The sequence below is a fragment of the Stenotrophomonas sp. 99219_Sma genome (assembly GCF_056480785.1).
Genome location: NZ_CM151117.1, coordinates 1,798,447 through 1,823,442, shown reverse-complemented (window position 1 = coordinate 1,823,442; position 24,996 = coordinate 1,798,447). Strand labels below are relative to the sequence as shown.

Genomic DNA, 24,996 nt, shown 5'->3' with positions numbered 1-24,996 from the left:
GGCACCCACCAGTAGATCCACGCCATGCGTGGATGGCGGCTCCAATTGGGGGTCAGAGCCCTTTCCTGCGGAAAGGGATCCGACCCCACCCCATTAGGCGGGAGCGGCCGCGCGGACGGGTACAATGCGCCATGACTGACTTCTCGACCCTGCCGCTGAGCCCGGCCCTGCAGCCCGGCCTGGACGCCCTCGGCTACACCACCCTCACCCCCGTGCAGGCGCAGAGCCTGCCGGCCATCCTGGATGGCCGCGATGTGATCGCACAGGCGCCGACCGGCAGCGGCAAGACCGCCGCCTTCGGCCTCGGCCTGCTGCAGGCCATCGACCCCAGCCTGATCCGCGTGCAGGCGCTGGTGCTGTGCCCGACCCGCGAATTGGCCGACCAGGTCGGCAAGCAGATCCGCAAGCTGGCCACCGGCATCCCCAACCTGAAGCTGCTGCTGCTGGTCGGCGGTGTGCCGCTGGGCCCGCAGCTGGCGTCGCTGGAAGGCCACGACCCGCACGTGGTGGTCGGCACCCCCGGCCGCGTGCAGGAGCTGGCACGCAAGCGCGCGCTGAACCTGGGCGCGGTGCGCACGCTGGTGCTGGACGAGGCCGACCGCATGCTCGACATGGGCTTCGAGGAGCCGATCCGCGAGATCGCCGGCCGCACCCACAGGGACCGCCAGAGCCTGCTGTTCTCCGCCACCTTCCCCGACAGCATCCGCGCCATGGCGCGTGACCTGCTGCGCGACGCAGTGGAAGTGACCGTGGAGGGTGCCGACCAGGCTCCGGCGATCCGCCACCTGTTCTGCGAGGTGGAACCGGCGCACCGCCAGAAGGCGCTGGCTGGCCTGCTGCTGAAGTACACGCCGGAATCGGCGGTGGTGTTCTGCAACACCCGCAAGGACGTGGACGAAGTGGCCAACTCACTGCAGCAGTTCGGCTTCTCCGCACTGGCCCTGCACGGCGACATGGAGCAGCGCGACCGCGAGGAAGTGTTGTTGCTGCTGGCCAACCGCAGCTGCAACGTACTGGTGGCCAGCGATGTGGCCGCACGCGGCCTGGACGTGGAAGAGCTGGCGGCGGTAATCAACTACGAGCTGCCGACCGACGTGGAGAGCTACCAGCACCGCGTGGGCCGTACTGGCCGTGCCGGTGCCAGCGGCCTGGCGATCAGCCTGGTGGCCGGCCGCGAGAAGACCCGTGCCGAAGCCATCGAAGCGCAGATGGGTCAGCCACTGGACTGGCAGAAGACGCCGCTGGCGACTTCGCGCCCGGCCGAGCTGCCGCAGGCCGCGATGCGCACGCTGCGTATCGACGGTGGCAAGACCGACAAGCTGCGCCCGGGCGATATCCTCGGTGCACTGACCGGCGACGCCGGCCTGTCGAGCAAGTTCATCGGCAAGATCGCGATCTTCCCAACCCGCTCCTATGTGGCGATCGCGCGTGAGCAGGCCAACAAGGCCGTGGCCAAGCTGGAAGCCGGCAAGATCAAGGGCCGACGTTTCCGCGTGCGGATGATGTAACCGGGTGACCTGTAGAGTCGAGCCATGCTCGACTCTGTGGGAACAGCGAACGGCAACAGCGCTGCCACCCAAGGTTGGCAACTACCGGCTCCAGGCCATTCGCTCTGGTAGATGCCAACCTTGGTTGGCACCCACCCTTCGATCAGAACACCAGTTCGGTGTGCAGCGGCAGGTCCGCTTCCCAGCGGGCGCGGCCGCCGAGACCGTCCAGTTCGACCAGCACGCCGGCACCGACCACGTCAACGCCCAGGCGGCGCACCAGCGACAACGCGGCGACCAGCGTGCCACCCGTAGCCAGCACGTCGTCGATGATTGCCACGCGGGCACCGGCCGGCAGCGCATCGGCGTGCACTTCGATGCAGTCGCTGCGGTATTCCAGCGTGTATTCCTCGCGCAGCACCTGGCCCGGCAGCTTGCCCGGCTTGCGCACCGGCACGAAGCCCACCCCCAGTTCCAGCGCCATCGCGGCGCCGAGGATGAAGCCACGCGATTCGATGCCGATCACCGCGTCCAGCTTCTGGTCGCGCCAACGGTCGGCCATCGCGGTGATGGCACCGCGGAAGTCCTCGCCGTGGGCGAGCAGCGGCATGATGTCCTTGAAGAGGATGCCGGGCTTGGGGAAGTCGGCGATGTCGCGCAGGCGGGAGGCCCACTGCGGAGCGACGATGGCGTCGGTCATGTCACGTTGGCTATCTGATGGCGGCATAGGGTACCTGTTCCGGGCGCCGCCTGCCTGTTGGGGGTGTTCGGCCGGGCTGCGCCCGGCACCTGCAGAGGCTACCGCGCAAGCAAAAGCGAAAGCAAAAGCCGCATTCCGAGAGATGGCGGGGTGGGTCCGGTTGCGGGAGACGCCGTAAACCCGTCCATGGGGGCTTGGCCGCGGCATCCATGCCGCGGACACTCCCGCAACCGGACCCACCCCGCCTTCGACAGACTTCTGCGATCTGTTGATCCATGCGATGCGTGGATGGATCTCTATCGAAATCGAATGTTTCGAGAATTGAACGAAGAGCATCCACGCATGGCGTGGATCTACCGTGTCGACCAAGGTCGACACCTACCCACAGCAGCGGGAATCTGTCGGAGGCGGGGCGGTGTGGGGCTGCAGGACCGTTGGCGCCATGGATGGCGCCATCGAGCCCCCATGGACGGGTTTACGGCGTGTCCTGCAGCCCCACACCGCCCCGCCAGACCACGGAATCCGCTTTTGCTCTGGCTGTTGCCCTGGCCTCTGCGGGTGCAGGGCGCAGCCCTGCCGAAACCCACCCTCAGGAGCTGCAGGACAGCATCGAGCAGCCGGCGCGGTTGTCGGCCCACGCCGGGCGCTTGCCGGCGAAATGCTCCAGCCCGGCACGCTCGGTGTACGGATCACGCAGTACGTCCTGCAACGCATGAACACCGCCGAGATCGCCCTGTTCGGCGCGGTCGATGGCTTCCTGCGCCAACCAGTTGCGCAGCACGTACAGCGGATTGGCCGCGGCCATCTTCGCCGTGCGCTCAGTGGCCGACAGCGGATCGGCCTGCAACCGTGCCGCGTAGTCCTGCAGCCACTGCTGCAACGGCGCCTGCACCGCCTGCTGGCGCGCCTCGTCGTAGTACACCGCGTCCAGCAGCGCCGCATCCGCTGCCGCCGGATCGAGGCGCATCAGCGCGCGCCAGGCCAGGGTCATGTCCATGGCACCGTCCTGCATCAACTGCTGCCAGCGCAGGTAGAGCTGCAGGTCGTCATCGTCGGCAGCGGCCAGGCCCAGCTTGGCTGCGGCATCGCGACGGGTGCAGGCCACGAAGGTGGACTGGTAGGCCGCCAGACCGGCCTGCAGCGGCGCCACATCGGCGAACAACGGCGACAACGCCTGGGCCAATCGGCTCAGATTCCAGTACGCCACCTGCGGCTGGGTACCGAAGCGATAACGCCGGCCCTGCGCGTCGGTGGTGTTCGGCGTCCAGTCCGGATCGAAATCCTCGACCCAGCCGTAAGGGCCGTAATCGAGTGTGAGGCCGAGCACGGACAGGTTGTCGGTGTTCATCACGCCATGCACGAAACCCACGCGCATCCAGTGCGCGATCATCTCGGCGGTGCGCACCGCGATCTGCGCGAACCAGTCGCCATACAGCGCCTCGCCCTGCCCTTCGAGCTCCGGAAAGTCGCGGGCGATGCAGGCGTCGACCAACTGCTGGAGCAACGCGGTTTCGCCACGCGAGGCCGGCAGTTCGAAGGAACCAAAGCGCAGGAACGACGGCGATACCCGGCACACGATGGCACCCGGCTCCGCGCGCGGGTGGCCGTCGTAGAACATGTCACGCACCACGTCGTCGCCGGTACCGACCAGCGACAACGCGCGCGTGGTCGGCACCCCCAGATGGTGCATCGCTTCGCTGCACAGGAATTCGCGGATCGACGAGCGCAGCACTGCGCGCCCATCGGCGCCGCGCGAGTAAGGCGTGGGGCCGGCCCCCTTCAGCTGCAGCTCCCAGTGGCGGCCATCCGGCGCGACCAGTTCACCCAGCGAGATCGCACGGCCGTCGCCGAGCTGGCCGGCCCAATGGCCGAACTGATGGCCACCGTAGTTGGCCGCCCATGGCTGCATGCCTGCATACAGTGCGTTGCCACCGAATACACGGGCGAAGCCTTCGCTCTCGACCTCAGCGGTATCGAAGCCAAGCATTTCGGCCACGTCCGGCGCCCAAGCCAACAGTGTGGGCGCCGTCACCGGGGTCGGCATCACTGGCGACCAGGCCGCGCCCAGCACTTCACGCCTGCGCGGGCCGGATTCGGGGTCGCCCGGCAGGGCATGCAGCAGGCGGTTGTCGAAACGGGGGCTGTCGGTATCCATGGGGTTGAAGATGGGGGCGGCCGCCGCCCGCCTCAATTGCCGCTGAGCGCCTGCAGGTGGCCGCCGTGGGCCTCGGCACGCTGGTAGGCCGGGCGCTCACCGATACGCTTGAGGAAGCCACGCAGTGCCGGCTTGTCGTCGAGGCCACCACCGCGTGCGGCAGCGGCCTGGATCGGGAAGCTCATCTGGATGTCGGCCGCACTGAAGCGCTCGCCAGCAAACCACGGGCTTTCGGCCAGGCGGCGCTCCATCCAGTCCAGGTGCAGGCGCCGCTGCGGACCGATGAAGCCGCGCTCGGCCTTGTCGGCGATGCTGCGTGCGATCGGGCGCGCGAAAAACGGCATCGGCGCATTGCGGATGCGGCCCATCACCAGGGTCAGCAGCAGCGGCGGCATCGCCGAGCCTTCGGCGTAGTGCAGCCAGTAGCGGTAGGCGATGCGCTCGGCACCATCGGCAGGCGTCGGCGACGGCGACAGCTGGCGCTGGGTGTCGTAGCGGTCGGCAAGGTAGTCGAGGATCGACCCGGACTCGGCCAGTACCAGCTCGCCATCCTGCAGCACCGGCGACTTGCCCAGCGGATGCACGTTGCGCAGTTCCGGCGGCGCCAGCAGCGTCTTCGGATCGCGGGGATAACGGCGCAGTTCGTAGTCCAGCCCCAGCTCCTCCAGCATCCACAGCACGCGCAGGGAACGGGAGTTTTCCAGATGGTGGACGATGCGCATGGGGGGTGATCCTTGGGGAGGCCCACATCGTACCGCGCGCAGTGCATGCCCTTTGTAGAGTCGAGCCATGCTCGACTGGCTTTGAGAACAGTCGAGCGTGGCTCGACTCTACAAAAAACGGCGGGCAATAAAAAACGCCGGAAGCTTTCGCTTCCGGCGTTCTGGCTACCAAACGGTAGCAGACGGATTAGACCGCCTGCACCTGGTCAGCCTGCATACCCTTCTGACCCTGGACGGCGATGAAGGTAACCTTCTGGCCTTCCTGCAGGGTCTTGAAGCCGGTGCCCTGGATGGCACGGAAGTGCACAAACAGGTCCGGGCCGCTTTCCGGGGTGATGAAGCCGAAGCCCTTGGCGTCGTTGAACCACTTGACGGTGCCGGTCTGACGATCAGACATTTGACTAACTCCTGAAACACATGTTGAAAAAATCGCAGCCACCGGGTATCGGGGCCGAGACTGAGTTGCAGGCGTTGGTAAAGCGGATCGATGAGCGGATCGTGAGATCAACTGCACCAGGCCACGATTCACGGTGACCCTAGCAAACACAGTGGGACGAACGATACGCGTGTTTTCTGCAAAAAGCGATAGCCCGGACGTTCATCGGCTGGCCCCGCCCGCTAGACGTGACAAGGGCTGGCAGCCGATCGAGGCTAACCCCGAGTCCCCATTCAGGATTTTCCTACCCTACACTGGGTAAATGACTGAAGCTGAAACCCAAGCTGAACCCGCCCTCCCCCGCATCTGGGTGGACGCGGATGCCTGCCCCACCGTCATCCGCGACATCCTGTTCCGGGCCGCTGAACGGGTCGGGATCGAACTGACCCTCGTTGCCAACCAGTGGATCCGCACCCCGCCGTCGCGTTGGTTGCGTTCGATCCAGGTCCCCCAGGGCCTGGACGTGGCCGACAGCGCCATCGTCGAGCGGGTCGCCGCCGGTGACCTGGTGGTCACCCAGGACATCCCGCTGGCCGCGCTGGTGCTGGAGAAGAAGGCGGTGGCGCTGAACCCGCGTGGCCAGCTGTACACCCCGAACAACATGGCCGAGCGGCTGTCGATGCGCAATTTCATGGAAGAGCTGCGCGGCGCCGGGGTGCAGACCGGGGGCCCACCGCCGCTGGGCCCGCGCGACCGGCAGCTGTTCGCCGCCGAGCTGGACCGCTGGCTTGCGCGGCGCCCGGTTCGCTGAACGGCCCTACCCGCTCTGGCCCGGCAGGCACAGGCGACGCTGACTGCTGAACCGCCTGGGCTCCCCACTCAATGGATCGTCGAAGGCCAGCTCCTGCGCCAGCAGCTGCAGGGGCGCCTCGACCGTTTCATCCGGGCGCAGCATCAGCTGCGGATACAGGTCATCGCCCTCGATGGGGGCGCCCAGCATCGCCATATGCACGCGCAGCTGGTGTTTGCGGCCGGTTTCCGGCCGCAACCGGTAGCGCCAGACCGGCCCCTCGGCCTCGATCAGCTCGATCCGGCTGCGGGCATTGGGCTCGCCCGGCACTTCGGCCATGCGGAAGAACGGCTCCCCTGGCACCAGCCGGCTGTCCCGCTGCAACGGAAACGCCAGCCCCGGCAGCGCCGGTGCCAGCGCCTCGTAGGTCTTCCCGATGCGCCGCTCGCGGAACAGCCGCTGGTAGGCATCACGCGTGCCTGCCTGGGTGGAAAACAGCACCAGGCCGGCGGTCAGCCGGTCCAAGCGGTGCAGCGGCACCAGCTCGGTGTTGCCGGTGCGGGCGACCAGGCGCGACAGCAGGGTTTCGCGTACATACCCACCGGCCGGCGTCACCGGCAGGAAGTGCGGCTTGTCGGCCACCAGCAGGTGCGCATCCAGATGCAGGATGGTCTCGGCGAAGGGAATCACCGGCTCGTCGGCCACCTCGCGGAAGTACTGGATTTCCAGCCCCACCTGCCAAGGCATGTCCGGCGCCAGTGCCCTGCCCTGCGCATCCTGCACGCGGCCTCGGGCGAAGCGGTCCTGCCATTGCGCACGGTCGATGCGCGGGAAACGCGCGCACAGGCCATCGAGCAGGCTGGACCAGTGGCCGGGCGGCAGCTGCAGGCGGCTGGGCAAGGTCATGGCGTCCACTCCGGCCACGGGAAAGAGCGCAAGAGTGCCACCGTTGACGCTGCGCAGACAGACCGGCAACGGACACCCCTGGAGCAAACCTCTATCATTGTCGTCTTTAGTCCACGGACCCCCCATGGCCCTCACCGCCACCATCCGCAAGGCCGAACTGCAGATCAGCGACATGGATCGCGGCTACTACGCGACCCACAACCTGACCCTGGCCCAGCACCCGTCCGAGACCGACGATCGCCTGATGGTGCGCCTGCTCGCCTTCGCGCTGAACGCCGGCGACCGCCTGGAATTCGGCCGCGGCCTGAGCACCGATGACGAGCCGGATCTGTGGGAACACGACTACACCGGCGACATCCTGCAGTGGATCGACCTGGGCCATCCGGACGAGTCGCGCATCCGCAAGGCCAGCAACCGCAGCCGCCAGGTGCAGGTGATCAACTACGGCGGCAACGCCTCGGAGATCTGGTGGGGCAAGCAGAGCAAGGGCCTGGCACGCTTCGACAATCTCTCGGTGGTTGATCTGGACGGTGAATTCGTCGAGCGCTGGGGCCAGCAGATCCAGCGCGCCATGCGCTGGAGCGTGCTGATCCAGGACGGTGAAGTGCAGCTGCTCAACGACCAGATCCAGCTCGACGTGATCCCGAACTGGCGCAAGCGCGCCAAGGCATGAGCACGATCCGTTGCGACGTGGTTGTCATCGGCGCCGGTGCGGCCGGGCTGATGACCGCGATCACGGCTGGCCAGCGCGGCCGCCAGGTGCAGGTGATCGACCATGCCAACAAGGTCGGCAAGAAGATCCTGATGTCCGGCGGTGGCCGCTGCAACTTCACCAACACCGGCACCACCCCGGCCAACTTCCTGTCGGCCAACCCGCACTTCTGCAAGTCGGCACTGGCGCGCTACACGCCCTGGCACTTCATCGAGCTGGTCAGCAAGCACGGCATCGCGTATCACGAAAAAGAGCTGGGCCAGTTGTTCTGCGATGTCTCGTCCAAGCAGATCGTGAAGATGCTGGTGGACGAATGCCAGGCGGCAGGCGTGCAGGTGCGTACCGACTGCAGCGTGCAGCGCATCGAGCATGGCAGCGATGGATTCCGCGTGCACACCACGCAGGGCCTGTTCCATTGCGCCTCGCTGGTGGTGGCCACCGGCGGCCTCTCCATTCCCAGCATGGGCGCCAGCGGCTTCGGCTATGAAGTGGCCCGACAGTTCGGCCACCAGGTGCTGCCGACCCGCGCCGGGCTGGTGCCGCTGACGCTCAGCGGCAAGCACCAGGAACGGCTGGCCGACCTCAGCGGCGTCGCTCTGCCCATCGAGGCGCGCTGCAACGGAAAGAGCTTCCAGAATTTCATGCTGCTGACCCATCGCGGCGTGAGTGGCCCGGCGATCCTGCAGATCTCCTCGTTCTGGCAACCCGGCGACGCGCTGGAGCTGGACCTGCTGCCCGGCCAGGATGCCGGCGAGTGGTTGCGCCAGATGAAGCGCGAACGTCCTGCCGCCGAGCTGCGCACGGTGCTGGGCGAGGTACTGCCGAAGCGGCTGGCACAGCGGTTGTGCGAACACTGGCTGCCCGACCGGCCCGTGCGCCAGCTGGACGAGCCGGTGCTGCGCCAGGCCGCACAGCTGCTGGGCGCGTTCCCGCTGGTGGCCAGTGGCACCGAGGGCTACCGCACCGCCGAGGTCACCCTGGGCGGCGTGGATACTGCCGAGGTCTCGTCCTCGACGATGGAATCCAAGCGCGTACCCGGCCTGCATTTCGTCGGCGAGGTGCTGGATGTGACCGGCTGGCTGGGCGGCTACAACTTCCAGTGGGCCTGGGCCAGCGGCCACGCAGCCGGTGGCGTGGTGTGAACCACATCGCCGTTCGATGCGTGCAAGGGGTGCGCGCATGGACGGTTCGCCGCGCATCGTGTATCTAGATTTGCAGATTGGGGAGCAGTGCATGCAGAACGCGAACGACATCACCATCCGCCTGCTGATCGTCGATGACAGCGGCGAGAATGCCGAAGCCATCGTCAGCACGCTGCGCAACAGCGGCATCGCGGTACGCCCGTGGCGTCCGCAGGATGCAGCCGAGCTGGCCCAGGTGCTGGCCAGCCAGGCCATCGACCTGGTGCTGGCTTCGCCCTCCCAGGGCATCCCGCTGCCACTGGTGGCCCAGCATATTGCTGCCAGCGGCAAGGACATTCCGCTGGTGCTGCTGGCCGAGCGCATCGACGAGGATGAACTGGTGCAGGCCAGTAGCCACGGCATCCGCGCCCTCGCCCTGCGCCAACGTCCGGAGCATCTGCTCGCCGTGGTCCGCGACCAGTGGGTGGACCTGCAGGCGCGTCGTGGCCTGCGCCGCATCGAGGCGCAGATGCGCGAAACCGAGCGCCGCTGCGACGCGCTGATCGCCTCCTCGCGCGACCCCATCGCCTACGTGCATGAAGGCATGCACATCCGCGCCAACGATGCCTATCTGGACATGTTTGGTTACGAACATTTCGACGACATCGAAGGCATCTCGCTGCTGGACATGGTCGCCGCCCAGCACGTGGAGGGCTTCAAGCAGCTGCTGAAGGGGCTGAGCCGTGGCGAGGCGCCGCCGCCGCAGTACCAGCTCGACGCGCGCCACGAGGATGGCAGTGCGTTCCCGGCGACGATGGAGTTTGCCGCTGCCACCTACGAAGGCGAATCCTGCCTGCAGGTGGTGCTCCGCCGCCGCATGGAATTCGACCCCGAGCTGGCACGTGAGGTCGAGGACCTGCGCCAGCGCGACCAGGTCACCGGCCTGCTCAATCGCCCGACCTTCATGCTGCAGCTGGAAAGCGCGGTGGCCCAGGCCGGGCGCAGCGAAGGCCAGTTCGGCCTGCTGCTGATCGAGCCGGACCACTACGCGCGCCTGCTGCCGGACATTGGCCTGGCCTCGGCCGACACCCTGATCGGCGCCCTTGCCGGCCTGCTGGCCGAGGTGGTCGGCGAGGACGCACAGCTGGCCCGCTTCGGCGAACACAATTTCGCCGTGCTGCAGGCCGGGCCCTATGCGCAGACCGTGGCGCTGGCCGAGCGCATCCGCGAAGCCTACGCCGCGCACGTCTTCAGCATCGGCGCGCGCTCGGCCACGGTAACGGTCAGCATCGGTGGCGTGCAGGTGGGCGAGAAGATCGCCAGCATCGGCCAGGTGCTGGCACGCGCCAGCGAATGCACGCAGGCCGCCGCCGAACTGGGCAATACCTGCCGCATCTTCGACCCGGCCGCCGCCGACCGCGTGGAGGAAGAACGCGTGCTGCGCTGGGTCGCCCGAATCCGTGAAGCGCTGGCCGGTGACGGCTTCCAGCTGCACTACCAGCCGGTGCTGAACCTGCAGGGCGAGTCACTGGAGCTGTACGAGGCCTACCTGCGCCTGGAGAACAATGGCGAGCTGCTGAGCCCGACCGCGTTCCTCGGTATCGCGGAGGAGCACGGCCTGCTGGCCGACATCAACCGCTGGGTGGTGTCACGGGCCATCGCGGTGCTGGGCCAGCGTGCACGCGAAGGCCATGCCACGCAGATGCTGGTGAAAGTGACGCCGGAATCCTTCGACGACCCGCAGATGATCGCTACCCTGCGCCGCGAGCTGCAGGCTCAGGGTGTGCCCGGCGAACGGCTGTGGCTGCATGCGCCGGAAGCGAAGGTGTTCACCCACCTGCGCAGTGCACAGCAGTTCCTTGCCGAAGTGGCACCGCTGGGCTGCCGCATCGGCCTGGAGCAGTTCGGTTCGGGGCTGGATTCGTTCCAGCTGCTGGCCCACTTCCAGCCGCAGTTCCTCAAGCTGGACCGTGGCTTCACCAGCGACCTGGCAGCCACCCGCGAGAACATCGACCGCATCAGCCAGATCACCGCGCGCGCGCAGGAAGCCGGCATCCGCACCATCGCCGAGTTCGTCAGCGATGCCAATTCGATGACGTTGCTGTTCAGTGCCGGCGTGGACTACGTGCAGGGCGACTTCGTCGGCCCGGCGTTGCCGGAGATGGGCTTCGAGTTCGGGTGACCGATGGTAGTGCCGGCCGCTGGCCGGCAACCTCAGGTACCCGGGATTGCCGGCCAGCGGCCGGCACTACCCAAAGAGAAGGCCGGCTTTCGCCGGCCTCTTCGTTGATCAGGTCATGTCGACCAGGTTTTCGATCTTCACGTCCGGATTGACGTCGGCCTCGTAGTCGACACCCTCCACGCCAAAACCGAACAGGCGCAGGAAATCGGCCTTGTAGCCGGCCAGATCGCTGATCTCGTACAGGTTCTCGTTGGTCACCTGCGGCCACAGCGCGACCACCTTGCCCTGCACGTCCGCGGCCATTTCCTTGTAATCGGCACGCAGGCGGCCTTCGTCATCGACCAGCGCGACGGTGTGGCCATCGCCATCGACCAGGTCGTGGCGCAGACGATCGACCGCCACGCCATCGGCCTTGCCGCCGTAGAGGATGTCGTACAGCACGTCGAGCTGTTCGATGCAGCCTTCGTGCGTGCCCTTTTCCTTCATCACCTTGAACAGCAGCGACAGGTACAGCGGCATGGTCGGAATGGCCGAGCTGGCCTGGGTGACCACGGCCTTCAGCACCGACACGCGCGCGTCGCCACCGATCCTGGCCAGCTTCTCGCGCAGGCCCAGCACCTTGTTGTCCAGGTCCTTCTTGGCCGCACCGATCGAGCCATTCCAGTAGATTGCCTGGGTGATCTCTTCGCCCACGTAGGTGAAGGCGGTGGTGGTGAAGCCATTGGCCAGCACGCCGGCGTCGGCCAGCGCATCGATCCACATCTGCCAGTCCTCGCCGCCCATCACCGCGACGGTGCCAGCGATTTCTTCCGGGGTGGCCGGCTGCAGATGGGTCTCGGTCAGCACTTCCTTGTCGGTATCCAGGCCACGCAGGGTGATCGGCTCGCCGATCGGCTTCAGCGTGGAGCTGATGATCTCTCCTGTCTTCGGGTGCTTGCGGCGCGGCGCGGCGAGGCTGTAGACGACCTGGTCGACCTGGCCGAGATCGGCCTTGATCATCTCGATGGTCCTGGCCTTCACTTCATCGGAGAAGGCATCGCCGTTGATGCTCTTGGCGTACAGGCCGGCTTCGTCGGCGTACTTGTGGAACGCGGCGGAGTTGTACCAGCCCGCAGTGCCCGGCTTGGTTTCACTACCCGGGCGTTCGAAGAAGATGCCCAGGGTGGCGGCGCCACTGCCGAAGGCGGCAGTGATGCGCGCAGCCAGGCCGTAGCCGGTGGAGGCGCCGATCACCAGCACGCGCTTGGGACCATTCTGGATCGGCGGACGTGCGCGGATGTAGTCGATCTGCTGCTTGACCGCGGCTTCGCAGCCGGTCGGGTGGGTGGTGACGCAGATGAAGCCGCGGACGCGCGGTTTGATGACCATGGATACCTCGGGTTGGCAGATGCGGCGCGCGGGGCGCTCAGCAGGAATACGGGCGCGCGCCTGCGCGCGCGAACCGCAGGATCGTAGTGCGCGGGGGAAGATTGCACAACCGACGGCGGCGTAGGGTGGGGTTTGTTCTGCAGGGTTGCACCCTGCACCCGCAGAGGCCGGAGCAACGGCCGGAGCCGGAGCAACTTCAAAAGCTGGGTTCCTGTGGGTTGGCGGGGTGGGTCCGGTTGCGGGGGACGCCGTAAATCCGTCCATGGAGGCTTGGCCGCGGCATCCATGCCGCGGACACCCCCGCAACCGGACCCACCCCGCCTTCGACAGCTTCCCGCGATCTGTCGGAACGGCATCCTGCTCTGGTAGGTGTCGACCTTGGTCGACATGGATGAACTCATTCAATATCTGACAGATGTGTCGACCAAGGTCGACACCTACCAACAGCCGCGCGGAACCGGTCTGGGGCAGAGCCCCCTGAGTCAGGGGGCGGCCGCGAAGCGGCGGGGGTCTGGGAGCTGGTAAGTGGGGCCCACGGTTCGCGCAGCGAAGCGTGGGAGCGACAGCGCGCATGCGATGACGCGTACCAGCCCTGCACACAAAAAACCCCGCTTGCGCGGGGTTCTCTGTGTGCTGCGTGCAGCAGGTGCTTACGGGCGACGGGCCAGGGCCTCGATGTCCTTCGCCTTCGGCAGCAGGTCCTGCTTGCTGACGCGCAGGAAACCGATCGTCAGCATCGGCACCGCCACCAGGATCGAGGACAACACCACGATCACCGCACCGATCATGTGCGTCTCGGCCAGGCCTTCCATCGAGCTGCCGCCGTACATGTACAGGGCCAGCGCCGACAGGAAGAACATCACCGCGGTGATCACCGTACGCGACAGCGTCTGGTTGATCGAACGGTTCAGCACTTCCATCGAGTCCACGCGCAGGCTGCGGAAGTTCTCGCGGACGCGGTCGAAGACCACGATCAGATCGTTGATCGCAAAGCCCATCACCGACAGCAGGCCGGCCAGCACGGTCAGGTCGAACTCACGGCCCAGCAGGGACACGTAAGCGACCGTCACGATCAGGTCGAACATCGCCACGATGCTGGCGGTGACCGCGAACTTCCATTCGAAGCGAACCGCGATGTAGATCAGGAAGCCTGCCAGCATGAAGATGGTGGCGTACAGGCCATTCATCGCCAGGTCCTTGCCGATCTGCGGACCCACGAACTCGTTGCGGAGCACGGTGGCCTGGTTGTCGGCGGTGGACAGGGCCTTCACCACGGCTGCGGCGGTGGCCTTGTCCTCGTGCGCGGCGTCGCCGGTACCGGCAGCGTGCTCACCGTGCGGGGCCAGGCGGATCAGCAGATCGGTGTTGCCACCGACGCTCTGCACCTGGGCACCGTCGAAGCCACTTTCCTCGAGCTTGGTGCGGACCTGCTCGACGTCCACCGCCTTGTCGAAGCGGGCTTCGATCAGCGTGCCGCCGGTGAAGTCCAGGGCGTAGTTGAAGCCCTTGACGCCGATGATGGCGATCGAGGCCAGGAACACGATGACCGTGACGACCATCGCGACATGGCGCCAGCGCATGAAGTCGATCTTGGTGTCGTTCGGGAGGATGTGCAGCGGAAACAGTTTCATGTGCGTGTCGTCCCGTCAGATGGCCACGTTCTGGAGCTTCTTGCGGCGGCCGTAGATCAGCGTCGCCAGCGCACGCGACACGGTGATCGCGGTGAACATGGAGGCGAAAATACCGATGATCATGGTCAGCGCGAAGCCCTTCAGCGGACCGGTACCGAATGCGAACAGCGCCACACCGACGATCAGGCCGGTCAGGTTGGCGTCGAGGATGGTGCCGGAAGCACGCTCGTAACCGGTCACGATCGCGGTCTTGCCCGGCACGCCGGCACGCAGCTCTTCACGGATACGCTCGTTGATCAGCACGTTGGCGTCCACCGACAGGCCGACCGACAACGCCAGACCGGCGAAGCCCGGCAGGGTCATGGTCGCGCCGAACAGCGACATCACCGCCACCACGATCAGCAGGTTGAACAGCATCGCGATCGAGGTGATCACGCCGAACATGCGGTAGTAGACGCTGAAGAACACCAGGGTGAACAGGAATGCGAACACCACCGCGCGCATACCGTTCTTGACGTTCTCGGCACCCAGGCTCGGGCCCACCACGCGCTCTTCGACGAAGTCCATCGGCGCGGCCAGCGAGCCGGACTTCAGCAGCTTGGCCAGGTCCTCGGCTTCCTTCTTCTGCAGGCCGGTGGTCTGGAAGTTCTTGCCGAACACGCCGTTGATGTTGGCGACCGAGATCACTTCCTCGTTGACCTTGAAGCCACGCACTTCCTGGCCGTCGACGACGGTCACGGTCGGCACGCGCTCGGTGTAGACCACCGCCATCGGCTTGTTCACGTTGGCGCTGGTGAAGTCGAACATGCGCTGGCCGCCGACATTGTTCAGCGTCACGCTGACCGCCGGAGAGCCGCTGTTCGAATCGGTCACCGCCTGCGCGCCGACCATCTGGTCACCGGTGACGATCACGCGCTTGTTCAGCAGGACCGGACCACCGCCATCACGACGCTGATAGATCTTCGCCTCCGGCGGAATACGGCCACTCGCAATTTTGTCAGCGACACTTGTCGGATTACCGTCCACCACGGCCCGGTATTCCAGGGTAGCGGTGGCACCGATCATGCGCTTGGCTTCGGCGGTGTCCTGCACGCCCGGCAGCTGCACCACCACGCGGTCGGCACCCTGTCGCTGGATGATCGGCTCGGCCACGCCGAGCTGGTTCACGCGGTTGCGCAGGGTGTTGATGTTCTGCTCGATGGCGCCGTTGGCGATCTGGGTGATCTCGGTTTCCGGCACGGTCACCGTGATGCGATTGCCACTGACGTCGTAGCCGAGGGTCGGCTGCGCCTTCACCAGGGCAGTGCGGGCACGCTGCGCGGCGTCGTCACCGGCGGACGGGCTCAGGTTCGCCACGATGCTGTTGTCAGCGCGGCGTTCCACCGACTGGTACGGGATGCGGGCGTCGCGCAGCGTGCTGCGCACGTCTTCGGTGTAGGCGTCCAGGCGCTTGTCCAGGGCGGCCTTCTGGTCGACCTGCAGCACGAAGTGCACGCCACCCTGAAGGTCCAGGCCCAGCACCATCGGGCGACCGCCGAGGTTGGCCAGCCAGTCCGGCACGGTCGAGGCCAGGTTCAAGGCCACGGTGTACTTTTCGCCGACCGTGTCACGCAGGGCGTCGCTGGCAGCGGACTGCGCCTTCAGGTCCGGCAGGCGGACGATCAGGCTTTCCCCTTCCTTCTCGGCACCGACGGTGGCGACACCGGCCTTCTTCAGGTCGGCCAGCACACGGTCACGCAGCGCATCGTCGATCTGGCCGCCACGGTTGGCGGTGATCTGGAGGGCCGGGTCCTTCTGGTAGATGTTGGGCAGCGCGTACAGCGCGCTGAGCGCCAGTACGATCAGGATGACGACGTACTTCCAGCGTGGAAATTCGAGCATTGCTTGGGTCCCGCGCGGCGCCATCCCCGGCGCCGCGGTTGTGCATCGGAAAGGGAGTGGCTTACTGGGCCGACTTCAGGGTACCGGCCGGCAGCACGTTGCCGACAGCGCCCTTCTGCACGCGGATGCGCACGTTGTCCGCCACTTCAATGGTGATGAAGTTGTCGCCGATGTCGGTGACGATGCCGGCGATGCCGCCGTTGGTCAGCACTTCGTCGCCACGCTTGATCTTCTCCAGCATGGCCTTGTGCTCCTTCTGCCGCTTCATCTGCGGGCGGATCATCAGGAAGTACATGATGGCGATCAGGATGACCGGGAACAGCAGCGTGGTCAGGCCCATGCCCTGCGGTTGGCCGCCGGCGGCCTGGGCGTGGGCGGCGGGAATCAGGAAGGCAAGCAGGTTCATTGTTGGTCCTTTGGTTGGGCGGCGCTTCGGCCCTTTCACGGGCACGAGGTGTCGACCGCGGATCTGGGTCAGCCTTGAAGTATGCCACGGCCCCGGGCGTTCGTCCTTGGGCCGTTTGGCAGGGGGTGTTCGGGTTACAAGGGCGGTGCTACCGCCCCGCGTGCCGCGTAGAAAGACTCACGGAAGGCCAGGAAGGTTCCCGCCTCGATCGCCGCACGGATGTCGGCCATGAGCTTTTCGTAATAGAACAGGTTGTGCAGGGTGCCCAGCATCGGCGCCAGCATCTCGTTGCAGCGGTCCAGGTGGCGCAGGTAGGAACGGGTATAGCCGCCGGTGCAGGCCACGCAGCCGCAGCCGGGCTCGATCGGATCCATGTCGCGCGCGTACTGGGAATTACGGATGCGGACGGTACCGAACGAGGTGAAATAGTGGCCGTTGCGCGCGTTGCGGGTGGGCATCACGCAGTCGAACATGTCCACGCCACGTGCGACACCCTCGACCAGGTCCTCCGGCCGGCCCACGCCCATCAGGTAGCGCGGGCGGTCGCCCGGCAGTTCCGGGTCCAGGTGGTCGAGCATGGCGTTGCGCTCGTGCTCCGGCTCGCCCACGGCCAGGCCACCGATGGCGTAACCGTCGAAGCCGATCGCCTGCAGGGCCTCGGCCGAGCGGCTGCGCAGGTCAGTATGCACGCCGCCCTGGACGATGCCGAACAGGGCCGCGTCGTTGCCCAGCTCGTCATGCGCGTTGCGGCTGCGCTGGGCCCAGCGCAGGCTCAGCTCCATCGAGCGGCGCGCCACATCCTCGGTAGCCGGGTACGGGGTGCACTCGTCGAAGATCATCACCACGTCCGAATCGAGCACTTTCTGGATCTTCATGCTCTCTTCCGGGCCCAGGAACACACGGGCACCGTCGGTGGGCGAGGCAAAGGTCACGCCCTGCTCGGTGATCTTGCGGCGGTGGGCCAGCGAGAACACCTGGAAGCCGCCGGAGTCGGTCAGGATCGGGCCATCCCAGCGGCAGAAGCCGTGCAGGCCGCCGTGGTCGGCGATGATGTCCAGGCCCGGGCGCAGGTACAGGTGGAACGTGTTGCCGAGGATGATCTCGGCGCCCAGCGCACGCGCCTGGTCCGGCAGGATGCCCTTGACCGAGCCATAGGTCCCCACCGGCATGAAGGCCGGCGTTTCCACCGTGCCACGCGGGAAGGTCAGGCGGCCACGGCGGGCACGGCCGTCGCGGGTCTGGAGCTGGAACTGCAATCGGGACATGGAGCGGTCATTCGGGCAAATAGTCGCCTATTGTCTCCCAAAACCGGATCGACCGCCCATTCAGGCCTGAACGGAACCAATGACCTGAGCGACGCGGCTGCTGGACTGTCGCATCTGGCCTTGGCCCTGACTGGTCGCCCCTCCAAGATGGGCGGACTACGTATTTCGCCAGGAAATCAGGCCCAAGATGAATAGAAGTGACCGCGAGGTACTAGAAGCAATTCTTGGGGGAAAAATCGAGCAACGAGCCGATCGAATCGCCCCGGGCATAAATCCTGTAGCCGGAGTGGAGTTCATCTATTACGAGAATTTCCATACCAGCAGCGCTTCAAGTCAGTTCCGCAAATTGCTGGCCTCTGCTGGCGAGTTCACCGCGAGCAGCGGTGGCATCGTATCGGACAGCTGCCGGATAACCCTACCCAACGGCCAGCGCTTCCTCGCCCTTTCCTTCCACGGCGATCTGGATGGATGGCGGAAGGCTGTGGAAGCCGGGGCACGCAACCTCGGCCTTAGCCTGGCCCGCATTGAAGATGACCACCTGATCATCTCCGACGGCCAGTCCGTTCCGCTCAGCGAATGCAAGGTGGATTTGGGCTGAGCAGCCCGGCGGAACCCACTTGCGGAAGGAATGATCCATGCATGGCGTGGATTTACTACAGCGCCGAAGACAGTAGAGCCACGCCATGCGTGGCTTCCCTGGCCTTCAGTCATCTGCAAGTGCGCACCAACGGTGCGCACCCACCACAAGCAGGCAGAGGTCAGCGCCCTACCCCGCCTGCGGGAACAGCAGCATCGCGTCGCCGTAGCTGAAGAAGCGGTAGCGCTGCTCGATCGCGTGCTGGTAGGCCTCGAATACGCGCTGCTTGCCGGCGAACGCGGAAATCATCATCAGCAGCGTGCTTTCCGGCAGGTGGAAGTTGGTCACCATCGCGTCGACGCTGCGGATGCGGTAGCCCGGGGTGATGAAGATCTGGGTCTCGCCGGCAAACGGCAGCAGCTCACCGTCACGCATCGCGCTTTCCAGCGCGCGCACCACGGTGGTGCCGACGCCGATCACCCGGCCGCCGGCGGCGCGCGTGCGCCGTACCTGCTGCACCAGCTCGGCGCCGACGTTCAGCCACTCGCGGTGCATCACGTGGTCCTTCAGGTCATCGGCACGCACCGGCTGGAAGGTGCCCGCACCCACGTGCAGGGTGACGTGGCCGAAGTCCACGCCCTTGTCATTCAATGCGGCCAGCAGCGGTTCGTCGAAATGCAGGCCGGCGGTCGGCGCGGCCACCGCGCCCACTTCACGCGCGAACACGGTCTGGTAGCGCTCGCGGTCATCCACACCCGGCTCGCGCTGGATATAGGGCGGCAGCGGCAGGCGGCCGGCATGCAGCAGCCACTGTTCCAGCGATTCCGGCACATGGAACTGCAGCACGTAGAACTCGCCATCGCGGCCCAGCACCTCGGCCTCGCCACCGGCATCCAGCGCGATGCGGCTGCCGGCCTTGGGCGACTTGCTGGCGCCCACCTGCGCGCGGGCCTGCTGGCCACCCAGCAGGCGCTCGATCAGGATCTCCACGCGGCCGCCACTGGCCTTCTGCCCGAACAGGCGCGCCGGGATCACCCGGGTGTCGTTGAACACCAGCAGGTCGCCCGGCTGCAGCAGCGACGGCAGGTCGCGCACCTGCAGGTCGGTGAAGGCATCGGGCGCCGGAGGCACCAGCAGCAGGCGGCTTGCGGAACGTTCGGCCAGGGGCGCCTGCGCGATCAGTTCAGCCGGCAGGTCGTAGTTGAAATCGGACTTCTTCAAGGCAGTGGGCGGCAACAGGTCGACAATGGCGCGCATTGTACGTCCAGCGTCTGCGAGCCGGCGTGCTTCGCGGCGAACGTCGCGCAAAATGCTGCTATGCAGCAGGCTTCTGCGGGGTTATCGCGCAAAAAAACAAGTGCTAGCATCGACTCGGAAGTCCGCTGCACGAGCCTGCCCCAAGCGCGCGTGATGACGCGCGTTTTGCTTTTGAAGACCCGTGCGACCCATTGTTTCAGGAGATCTGCAATGAGCTTCATCGAACGCCTCGCCCCCCTGCGCAACCAGCCCGGCACCCGCCTCACCTCCGGCCTGGACGACGCCACCCTGACCGCCCTGTCCGCCAACCACCCGCAGCTGATCGCCGCGGTGGACGCCGCCGCCGAGGAATTCGCGCGCGTGCAGGCCGACCTCGGGCCGCTGCTGGCGCAGGACGAACAGGCGCAGATCGACGCGATGCAGGACGGTTTCGTCAATTTCTATGCCGATGACGCGGTGACCCCGTATGTGGCACTGGCTGCGCGCGGCCCGTGGGTGGTCACCCTGAAAGGCGCCGTGCTGTACGACGCCGGCGGCTACGGCATGCTCGGCTTCGGGCACACCCCGGACGCCGTGCTGGAGGCGATGGCCCGCCCGCAGGTGATGGCCAACATCATGACCCCCAGCCTGTCGCAGCAGCGCTTCATCACCGCCCTGCGCGCCGAGATCGGCCACCGCCGTGGCGGCTGCCCGTTCGCCCGTTTCATGTGCCTGAATTCCGGTTCCGAGGCGGTCGGCCTGGCCGCGCGCATCGCCGACGTCAACGCCAAGCTGCAGACCGACCCGGGCGCACGCCACGCCGGTGCTGCGATCAAGCGCGTGGTGGTCAAGGGCAGCTTCCACGGCCGTACCGACCGCCCTGCCCTCTATTCGGACTCCAGCCGCAAGAGCTACATGCAGCACCTGGCCAGCTACCGTGGCGAGGATTCGGTGATCACCGTGGCGCCGTACGACGAAGCCGGCCTGCGCAAGGTGTTCGAGGATGCCGCACGCAACCAGTGGTTCATCGAGGCGGTGTTCCTGGAACCGGTGATGGGCGAAGGCGACCCGGGCCGCTCGGTGCCGCCGTCGTTCTATGCCGTTGCCCGCGAACTGACCCATGCCCATGGCAGCCTGCTGCTGCTGGACTCGATCCAGGCCGGCCTGCGTGCGCATGGCGTGCTCTCGGTGGTCGATTACCCGGGCTTCGAAGGCCTGGACCCGCCGGACATGGAGACCTACTCCAAGGCACTCAACGCCGCGCAGTACCCGCTGTCGGTGCTGGCGGTGACCGAGCATGCCGCGCAGCTGTACCGCAAGGGCATCTATGGCAACACGATGACCAGCAACCCGCGTGCACTGGACGTGGCCTGCGCCACCCTGGCCCAGCTGACCCCGCAGGTGCGCGCCAACATCGCCGAGCGTGGTGCCGAGGCCGTGCGCAAGCTTGAACAGCTGAAGAACGAGCTGGGCGGACTGATCACCAAGGTGCAGGGCACCGGCCTGCTGTTCTCCTGCGAACTGGCGCCGCAGTTCAAGTGCTACGGCGCCAACTCCACCGAGGAATGGCTGCGCCAGCACGGCATCAACGTGATTCACGGTGGCGAGAACTCGCTGCGCTTCACTCCGCACTTCGGCATGGACAGCGAAGAGCTGGACCTGCTGGTGGGGATGGTCGGCCGGGCGCTGCGTGAAGGCCCGCGCCGCGAGCAGGCAGCGGCGGCGTAAGTCTCGTTCTTTGTAGAGTCGAGCTTGCTCGACTCAGCCGTAGCCGCGATCTGAACGAAGAGCAGCCGAGCATGGCTCGGCTCTACAGGGGCCCACCGCGGTCTGAACGAAGAGCAGCCGAGCGCGGCGCGGCTCTACAGAAGGCCCCTGAAGGCCTCATAATCCTTGGGCACCCCGTCCCTGACCGCCCTGCGGTCGGCGACGGGGCGTTTTCGTTTCCGGCCAAGAGACAGGAAGATCCATGAAATCGATCTGTGTGTACTGTGGTTCCAACGCTGGCAGCAAGCCGGCCTACACCGAACGCGCCCTTGCCCTGGGCGACCGCATCGCCCGCGACGGGATGCGCCTGGTGTACGGCGGCGGCAATGTCGGCCTGATGGGAACCGTGGCCAATGCCGTGCTCGCCGCCGGTGGCGAAGTGACCGGCGTGATCCCGCGCCAGCTGGCCGACTGGGAAGTGGCCCACCGCGGCCTGACTGAACTGGAAATCGTTGGTTCGATGCATGAGCGCAAGTCGCGCATGTTCGACCTCGCCGATGGCTTCGTCACCCTGCCCGGCGGCTTCGGCACCATGGAAGAGATCTTCGAGATGCTGACCTGGCGCCAGCTTGGCATCGGCAACAAGCCGTGCGCCTTCCTCGACGTGGAAGGTTTCTATGCCCCGCTGATCGGCATGATCGACCGCATGGTGGAAGAGCGCTTCCTGCACCCGGACCAGCGCCAGGACCTGTGGTACGGCTCGGACATCGAAGAGATGCTGGAGTGGATGAAGAACTACCAGCCGGCGCAGGCCTCGAAGTGGATCGACGAAAAGCGTCGCGCCGCCCTGCGCTGATGCTTTCCTGCGCGGCGGCTCAGACCGCCGCGCAGCTCCACGGTGCGGGCCGCCCCAGCAGATAGCCCTGGCCGTAGTCGCAACCCAGTTCGCGCAGGGTCTGCCGCTGCGCCTCGGTTTCGATGCCCTCACCGATGGTCTCGATGCCCAGCGTACGCGCCAACGACAGCACGCCCTCGACCAGCGCCCGCGTGCTCTGCACTTCCGGCCCATGCAGGCCGGCGATGAAGCTCTGGTCGATCTTCAGCGTACTGATCGGGAAACGGTGCAGGTAGGACAGCGCCGAGAAGCCGGTACCGAAATCGTCCAGCTGCACCTGGATGCCGCGCTCGCGCAGGCCCTGCAGGATGCGCAGCGTGTGCGGGCCATCGTCCAGCAGCGCCACCTCGGTGATCTCCAGGCGCAGCCGGCGCGGATCGGCACCACATGCATCCAGCAGGCCGAACAGGCGGCCGCTGAACCCGGCGGAGCGGAAATGGCGCGGTGATACGTTCACCGAGACGTAACTCTGCCCGCCCTCGGCCAGGCCGGCAATCACCTGTTCGTAGATCAGCCAGTCGACCTGCTCGATCAGGCCGCTTTCCTCACCCAGCTCCAGGAACGCCCCCGGCAGCAGCAGGCCACGGCGCTCGTGCTGCCAGCGCAGCAACGCCTCGTGCCCCACTACCTCGCCATCGGACAGACGCACGATCGGCTGGTAGAACGGCACGAAGTCGTGGTTGTTGATTGCACGCCGCAGGTCGGCTTCCAGATCAAGGCTGCGCATGGCCTGCTCGCGCATGTCCTCGTCAAAGATCGCGCAACGATCATGACCCTGTGCCTTGGCACGATACATCGCCGCATCGGCGTCGCGCAGCAGCTCCTCACCGGTCCGGTAGCGCGGGTTCCACAAGGCAATGCCAAGGCTGCCGGACGGAAACAGCTCACGCCCGGCGATCCACATCGATTCCTGCAGGGCCAGCAGCAGCCGCTGGCCGAAGTCCAACGCCTGCGCCAAGCCCTGCGGGCACTGCAGCAACACGGCGAACTCATCGCCGCCCAAGCGTGCCACCACGTCCTCGGTGCCGGCCATCGAGACGATGCGCTTGGCCACTTCCACCAGCATGCGATCGCCGGCGGCATGGCCGATGCTGTCGTTGACCAGTTTGAAGCGGTCGAGATCGAGGAACAGCACGGCGAACACCGGGCCGCCCTCACGCTTGGCCAGTGCCAGCGCATCCTGCAGGCGGTCCAGCAGATGCAGGCGGTTGGGCAGCCCGGTCAACGCATCGTGCATGGCCTGGTGGGTCAGGCGCTGTTCGGCACGCAGGCGCTCGCCGATCTGGCCGAGCAACTTCTCGTTGACCTCGGCCAGCTCGCGGGTACGTTCTTCCACGCGCTTTTCCAGCTCGGCATGCGCCGAGCGCAGCCGTTGCTGGTCGCGCTGACGGGCCAGGCCGGTACCGATGTTCTGCGCGACGAAGGTCAGCAGGCGCTGGTCATGCACGCTGAAAATGCTGTTCTCGCTGTAGCTCTGCACCACGATCGCGCCGACCACTTCGTCGTCGCGCAGCAGCGGTACGCCCAGCCAGCAGTGCGAGCGCGCACCGGATTCACGCACTTCGCCACTGGCCAGCAGCGCATCGATCTGCGCGCGTGACGCCAACAGTGGCCGCCGGTTGCGCACGACATATTCGGTCAGGCCCCGGCTGAACGGTCGCGGCGCGCGGCTGGCGTTGTGCTCGTCCACCGAATAGACGAAGTCCAGGCCGTTGCCGGCCGGGTTGACCAGGGCGATGTAGAAATTGCGAGCGTCGAGCAGGCGCCCGACCACCCCATGCACCTGTCCGTAGAACTGCGCCAGGCTGTCGGCCGACATCGCCATCTCGGCGATGTTGTACAGGGCGGTCTGCAGCTGTTCGGCGCGTCGACGCTCGGCCACCTCGTCCTGCAGGCTGTGATTGGCGCGCTGCAGTTCCTGGGTGCGCCGCGCCACCTGCTGCTCCAGCCGCACCTGCGCCTGGCGCCGGTCCATCGCGGTCTGCACGTGCTGCGCAACGAAGCCCAGCAATGCGCGCTCGGCCTCGCCATAGCGGGCCGCCTGCTCATAGCTCTGGACCACGATGGCACCGCATACGCGGCCATCGCGCAGCATCGGCACCCCCAGCCAATCCAGGCTTTCGGGCCCGCGTTGCGGGTCGTGCTCCTGCTCCATCACCTGCGCCAGCAGTTCGCGCGAGGGACCACTGAGCGGCTTGCCATGACGCAGCAACGCCACGGTCAGGCTGCGCGGCATCTCGCTGGCGTCATGGCTCTGCGTGGGATCGGCAACGAAATCATCGACCTGATCGGCGAAGTACAGGAAACGGATCTGGTCGCGCACATCGTCGTATTCCACGATGTAGCAGTTCTCGGCATACATCAGCGTGCCCAGCACACCATGCACGTGGCGCAGCATCTCGGGCATTTCCAGGTCGGCACCGGCCAGATCTGCAATCTGGAACAAGGCCTGCTGCAACCGCTCGGCCTCTTCCAGCGCCTTGATCTGGCCGGCCTGGCGGCCGCGCTGCAGCGCCAGCTCCATCGCCTGCCGGGCAACCCCCCACCATGCCGGCGAAGGCACCGCGCCTTCCACCGACAACAGCAGGCGCGCCCCATCATGTTCCCAGCCGTGCTGGCCATCGCCCACGCCTGGCGCTGCCGCATCACCTCCGGCAGCCGCCCTCGGCCAGGCCCCCTGGCCACGGCCAAGCTGCGGGTCATCCCAGCCGACGCGGACCACGGCCGTTTCCGGCAGAAGCGCATGCAACGCGCGCACCAGCGCCGTGCTCAGCACGGCCTCGTGTGGTGGCTCTTCCGCCGGTTCAGCATGCGTGGACAAATGACAATCTCTTGGCGCCGTCAGTGCGTCGCCTCCCCTGAGCCGCCGAGCATAGCGC

General features: G+C 66.5%; 20 protein-coding genes. 8 read left to right on the top strand and 12 right to left on the bottom strand.

The window, feature by feature from the left end; genetic code table 11:
* The first annotated feature begins 131 nt into the window (after positions 1-131).
* Complete coding sequence (dbpA, locus tag ACZK13_RS08425) at positions 132-1,508, top strand: ATP-dependent RNA helicase DbpA (RefSeq protein ID WP_049400095.1); 1,377 nt, start codon at positions 132-134, stop codon at positions 1,506-1,508.
* Between the two features lie 142 nt (positions 1,509-1,650).
* Here the strand turns inward: dbpA and ACZK13_RS08420 are convergent, their stop codons facing one another.
* From ACZK13_RS08420 to ACZK13_RS08405, 4 genes are all read right to left on the bottom strand, one after another.
* Complete coding sequence (locus tag ACZK13_RS08420; protein ID WP_032128313.1) at positions 1,651-2,187, bottom strand: adenine phosphoribosyltransferase; 537 nt, start codon at positions 2,185-2,187, stop codon at positions 1,651-1,653.
* A 589-nt stretch (positions 2,188-2,776) separates the two neighbouring features.
* Positions 2,777-4,342 carry a protein adenylyltransferase SelO gene (locus tag ACZK13_RS08415; RefSeq protein WP_253146065.1) on the bottom strand — a complete coding sequence of 522 codons (1,566 nt, stop codon included), beginning with the start codon at positions 4,340-4,342 and terminating at the stop codon, positions 2,777-2,779.
* 32 nt (positions 4,343-4,374) lie between these two features.
* Positions 4,375-5,064, bottom strand: a complete 690-nt coding sequence (locus ACZK13_RS08410) for a glutathione S-transferase (RefSeq protein ID WP_253146066.1) — start codon at positions 5,062-5,064, stop codon at positions 4,375-4,377.
* A 187-nt stretch (positions 5,065-5,251) separates the two neighbouring features.
* Positions 5,252-5,461 (bottom strand): cold-shock protein, encoded by a 210-nt coding sequence (locus ACZK13_RS08405; protein ID WP_004153307.1) that lies wholly within the window; start codon positions 5,459-5,461, stop codon positions 5,252-5,254.
* Between the two features lie 301 nt (positions 5,462-5,762).
* Between ACZK13_RS08405 and ACZK13_RS08400 the strand changes: the two genes are divergently transcribed.
* A complete protein-coding gene (locus ACZK13_RS08400) occupies positions 5,763-6,251 on the top strand; it encodes a YaiI/YqxD family protein (protein ID WP_010484520.1) in 489 nt (162 codons plus the stop codon).
* Positions 6,252-6,257: 6 nt separating this feature from the next.
* On the opposite strand, the gene ACZK13_RS08395 is transcribed toward ACZK13_RS08400, so the two are convergent.
* The gene (locus ACZK13_RS08395; protein WP_253146068.1) at positions 6,258-7,136 is read right to left on the bottom strand and encodes a pseudouridine synthase; all 879 of its coding nucleotides are present in this window, start codon (positions 7,134-7,136) and stop codon (positions 6,258-6,260) included.
* Between the two features lie 124 nt (positions 7,137-7,260).
* Between ACZK13_RS08395 and ACZK13_RS08390 the strand changes: the two genes are divergently transcribed.
* The 3 genes from ACZK13_RS08390 (at position 7,261) to ACZK13_RS08380 (ending at position 11,151) form a co-directional block, all read left to right on the top strand.
* A complete protein-coding gene (locus tag ACZK13_RS08390; RefSeq protein ID WP_049400101.1) occupies positions 7,261-7,809 on the top strand; it encodes a YaeQ family protein in 549 nt (182 codons plus the stop codon).
* Entirely contained in the window at positions 7,806-8,990 is a 1,185-nt protein-coding gene (locus tag ACZK13_RS08385) for a BaiN/RdsA family NAD(P)/FAD-dependent oxidoreductase (RefSeq protein WP_121503055.1), read from the top strand. Before ACZK13_RS08390 ends, ACZK13_RS08385 begins: the two co-directional genes overlap by 4 nt.
* 91 nt (positions 8,991-9,081) lie before the next feature.
* A complete protein-coding gene (locus ACZK13_RS08380) occupies positions 9,082-11,151 on the top strand; it encodes a GGDEF/EAL domain-containing response regulator (RefSeq protein WP_180836817.1) in 2,070 nt (689 codons plus the stop codon).
* 108 nt (positions 11,152-11,259) lie between these two features.
* Here the strand turns inward: ACZK13_RS08380 and fabV are convergent, their stop codons facing one another.
* The 5 genes from fabV to tgt all read right to left on the bottom strand — a co-directional run bounded on the left by fabV (position 11,260) and on the right by tgt (position 17,702).
* Positions 11,260-12,519 (bottom strand): enoyl-ACP reductase FabV, encoded by a 1,260-nt coding sequence (fabV, locus tag ACZK13_RS08375; RefSeq protein ID WP_253145976.1) that lies wholly within the window; start codon positions 12,517-12,519, stop codon positions 11,260-11,262.
* A 650-nt stretch (positions 12,520-13,169) separates the two neighbouring features.
* Positions 13,170-14,150, bottom strand: a complete 981-nt coding sequence (gene secF / locus ACZK13_RS08370; RefSeq protein ID WP_253145979.1) for a protein translocase subunit SecF — start codon at positions 14,148-14,150, stop codon at positions 13,170-13,172.
* 15 nt (positions 14,151-14,165) lie between these two features.
* Positions 14,166-16,031: a protein translocase subunit SecD gene (gene secD / locus ACZK13_RS08365; protein ID WP_253145987.1), complete on the bottom strand. Its 1,866-nt coding sequence runs from the start codon at positions 16,029-16,031 to the stop codon at positions 14,166-14,168.
* Positions 16,032-16,092: 61 nt separating this feature from the next.
* The gene (gene yajC, locus ACZK13_RS08360) at positions 16,093-16,437 is read right to left on the bottom strand and encodes a preprotein translocase subunit YajC (RefSeq protein ID WP_005409257.1); all 345 of its coding nucleotides are present in this window, start codon (positions 16,435-16,437) and stop codon (positions 16,093-16,095) included.
* A 134-nt stretch (positions 16,438-16,571) separates the two neighbouring features.
* A complete protein-coding gene (gene tgt, locus ACZK13_RS08355; RefSeq protein ID WP_478482423.1) occupies positions 16,572-17,702 on the bottom strand; it encodes a tRNA guanosine(34) transglycosylase Tgt in 1,131 nt (376 codons plus the stop codon).
* Positions 17,703-17,889: 187 nt separating this feature from the next.
* Between tgt and ACZK13_RS08350 the strand changes: the two genes are divergently transcribed.
* A complete protein-coding gene (locus tag ACZK13_RS08350) occupies positions 17,890-18,300 on the top strand; it encodes a hypothetical protein (protein WP_478482422.1) in 411 nt (136 codons plus the stop codon).
* A 168-nt stretch (positions 18,301-18,468) separates the two neighbouring features.
* On the opposite strand, the gene queA is transcribed toward ACZK13_RS08350, so the two are convergent.
* On the bottom strand, positions 18,469-19,536 hold the full coding sequence (gene queA, locus ACZK13_RS08345; protein ID WP_478482421.1) for a tRNA preQ1(34) S-adenosylmethionine ribosyltransferase-isomerase QueA: 1,068 nt from the start codon (positions 19,534-19,536) through the stop codon (positions 18,469-18,471).
* A gap of 210 nt (positions 19,537-19,746) precedes the next feature.
* Here queA and ACZK13_RS08340 point away from each other — a divergent pair, with 210 nt between their 5' ends.
* Positions 19,747-21,243 (top strand): aminotransferase class III-fold pyridoxal phosphate-dependent enzyme, encoded by a 1,497-nt coding sequence (locus tag ACZK13_RS08340; RefSeq protein WP_478482420.1) that lies wholly within the window; start codon positions 19,747-19,749, stop codon positions 21,241-21,243.
* Between the two features lie 241 nt (positions 21,244-21,484).
* Positions 21,485-22,078, top strand: coding sequence for an LOG family protein (locus ACZK13_RS08335; protein ID WP_253145998.1), 594 nt, complete (start codon positions 21,485-21,487; stop codon positions 22,076-22,078).
* Positions 22,079-22,097: 19 nt separating this feature from the next.
* Here ACZK13_RS08335 and ACZK13_RS08330 read toward each other — a convergent pair whose 3' ends face one another.
* The gene (locus ACZK13_RS08330; protein ID WP_478482419.1) at positions 22,098-24,938 is read right to left on the bottom strand and encodes a bifunctional diguanylate cyclase/phosphodiesterase; all 2,841 of its coding nucleotides are present in this window, start codon (positions 24,936-24,938) and stop codon (positions 22,098-22,100) included.
* Between the last annotated feature and the right edge of the window lie 58 nt (positions 24,939-24,996).

Coding starts and splice junctions, on each gene's coding strand:
- yajC (WP_005409257.1), bottom strand. CDS start 16,437: ATGAACCTGCTTGCCTTCCTGATTCCCGCCGCCCACGCCCAGGCCGCC.
- ACZK13_RS08410 (WP_253146066.1), bottom strand. CDS start 5,064: ATGCGCATCGTCCACCATCTGGAAAACTCCCGTTCCCTGCGCGTGCTG.
- ACZK13_RS08350 (WP_478482422.1), top strand. CDS start 17,890: ATGAATAGAAGTGACCGCGAGGTACTAGAAGCAATTCTTGGGGGAAAA.
- ACZK13_RS08415 (WP_253146065.1), bottom strand. CDS start 4,342: ATGGATACCGACAGCCCCCGTTTCGACAACCGCCTGCTGCATGCCCTG.
- ACZK13_RS08395 (WP_253146068.1), bottom strand. CDS start 7,136: ATGACCTTGCCCAGCCGCCTGCAGCTGCCGCCCGGCCACTGGTCCAGC.
- ACZK13_RS08340 (WP_478482420.1), top strand. CDS start 19,747: ATGAGCTTCATCGAACGCCTCGCCCCCCTGCGCAACCAGCCCGGCACC.
- tgt (WP_478482423.1), bottom strand. CDS start 17,702: ATGTCCCGATTGCAGTTCCAGCTCCAGACCCGCGACGGCCGTGCCCGC.
- ACZK13_RS08390 (WP_049400101.1), top strand. CDS start 7,261: ATGGCCCTCACCGCCACCATCCGCAAGGCCGAACTGCAGATCAGCGAC.
- ACZK13_RS08400 (WP_010484520.1), top strand. CDS start 5,763: ATGACTGAAGCTGAAACCCAAGCTGAACCCGCCCTCCCCCGCATCTGG.
- ACZK13_RS08385 (WP_121503055.1), top strand. CDS start 7,806: ATGAGCACGATCCGTTGCGACGTGGTTGTCATCGGCGCCGGTGCGGCC.
- secF (WP_253145979.1), bottom strand. CDS start 14,150: ATGAAACTGTTTCCGCTGCACATCCTCCCGAACGACACCAAGATCGAC.
- ACZK13_RS08335 (WP_253145998.1), top strand. CDS start 21,485: ATGAAATCGATCTGTGTGTACTGTGGTTCCAACGCTGGCAGCAAGCCG.
- ACZK13_RS08420 (WP_032128313.1), bottom strand. CDS start 2,187: ATGACCGACGCCATCGTCGCTCCGCAGTGGGCCTCCCGCCTGCGCGAC.
- secD (WP_253145987.1), bottom strand. CDS start 16,031: ATGCTCGAATTTCCACGCTGGAAGTACGTCGTCATCCTGATCGTACTG.
- dbpA (WP_049400095.1), top strand. CDS start 132: ATGACTGACTTCTCGACCCTGCCGCTGAGCCCGGCCCTGCAGCCCGGC.
- fabV (WP_253145976.1), bottom strand. CDS start 12,519: ATGGTCATCAAACCGCGCGTCCGCGGCTTCATCTGCGTCACCACCCAC.
- ACZK13_RS08405 (WP_004153307.1), bottom strand. CDS start 5,461: ATGTCTGATCGTCAGACCGGCACCGTCAAGTGGTTCAACGACGCCAAG.
- queA (WP_478482421.1), bottom strand. CDS start 19,536: ATGCGCGCCATTGTCGACCTGTTGCCGCCCACTGCCTTGAAGAAGTCC.
- ACZK13_RS08380 (WP_180836817.1), top strand. CDS start 9,082: ATGCAGAACGCGAACGACATCACCATCCGCCTGCTGATCGTCGATGAC.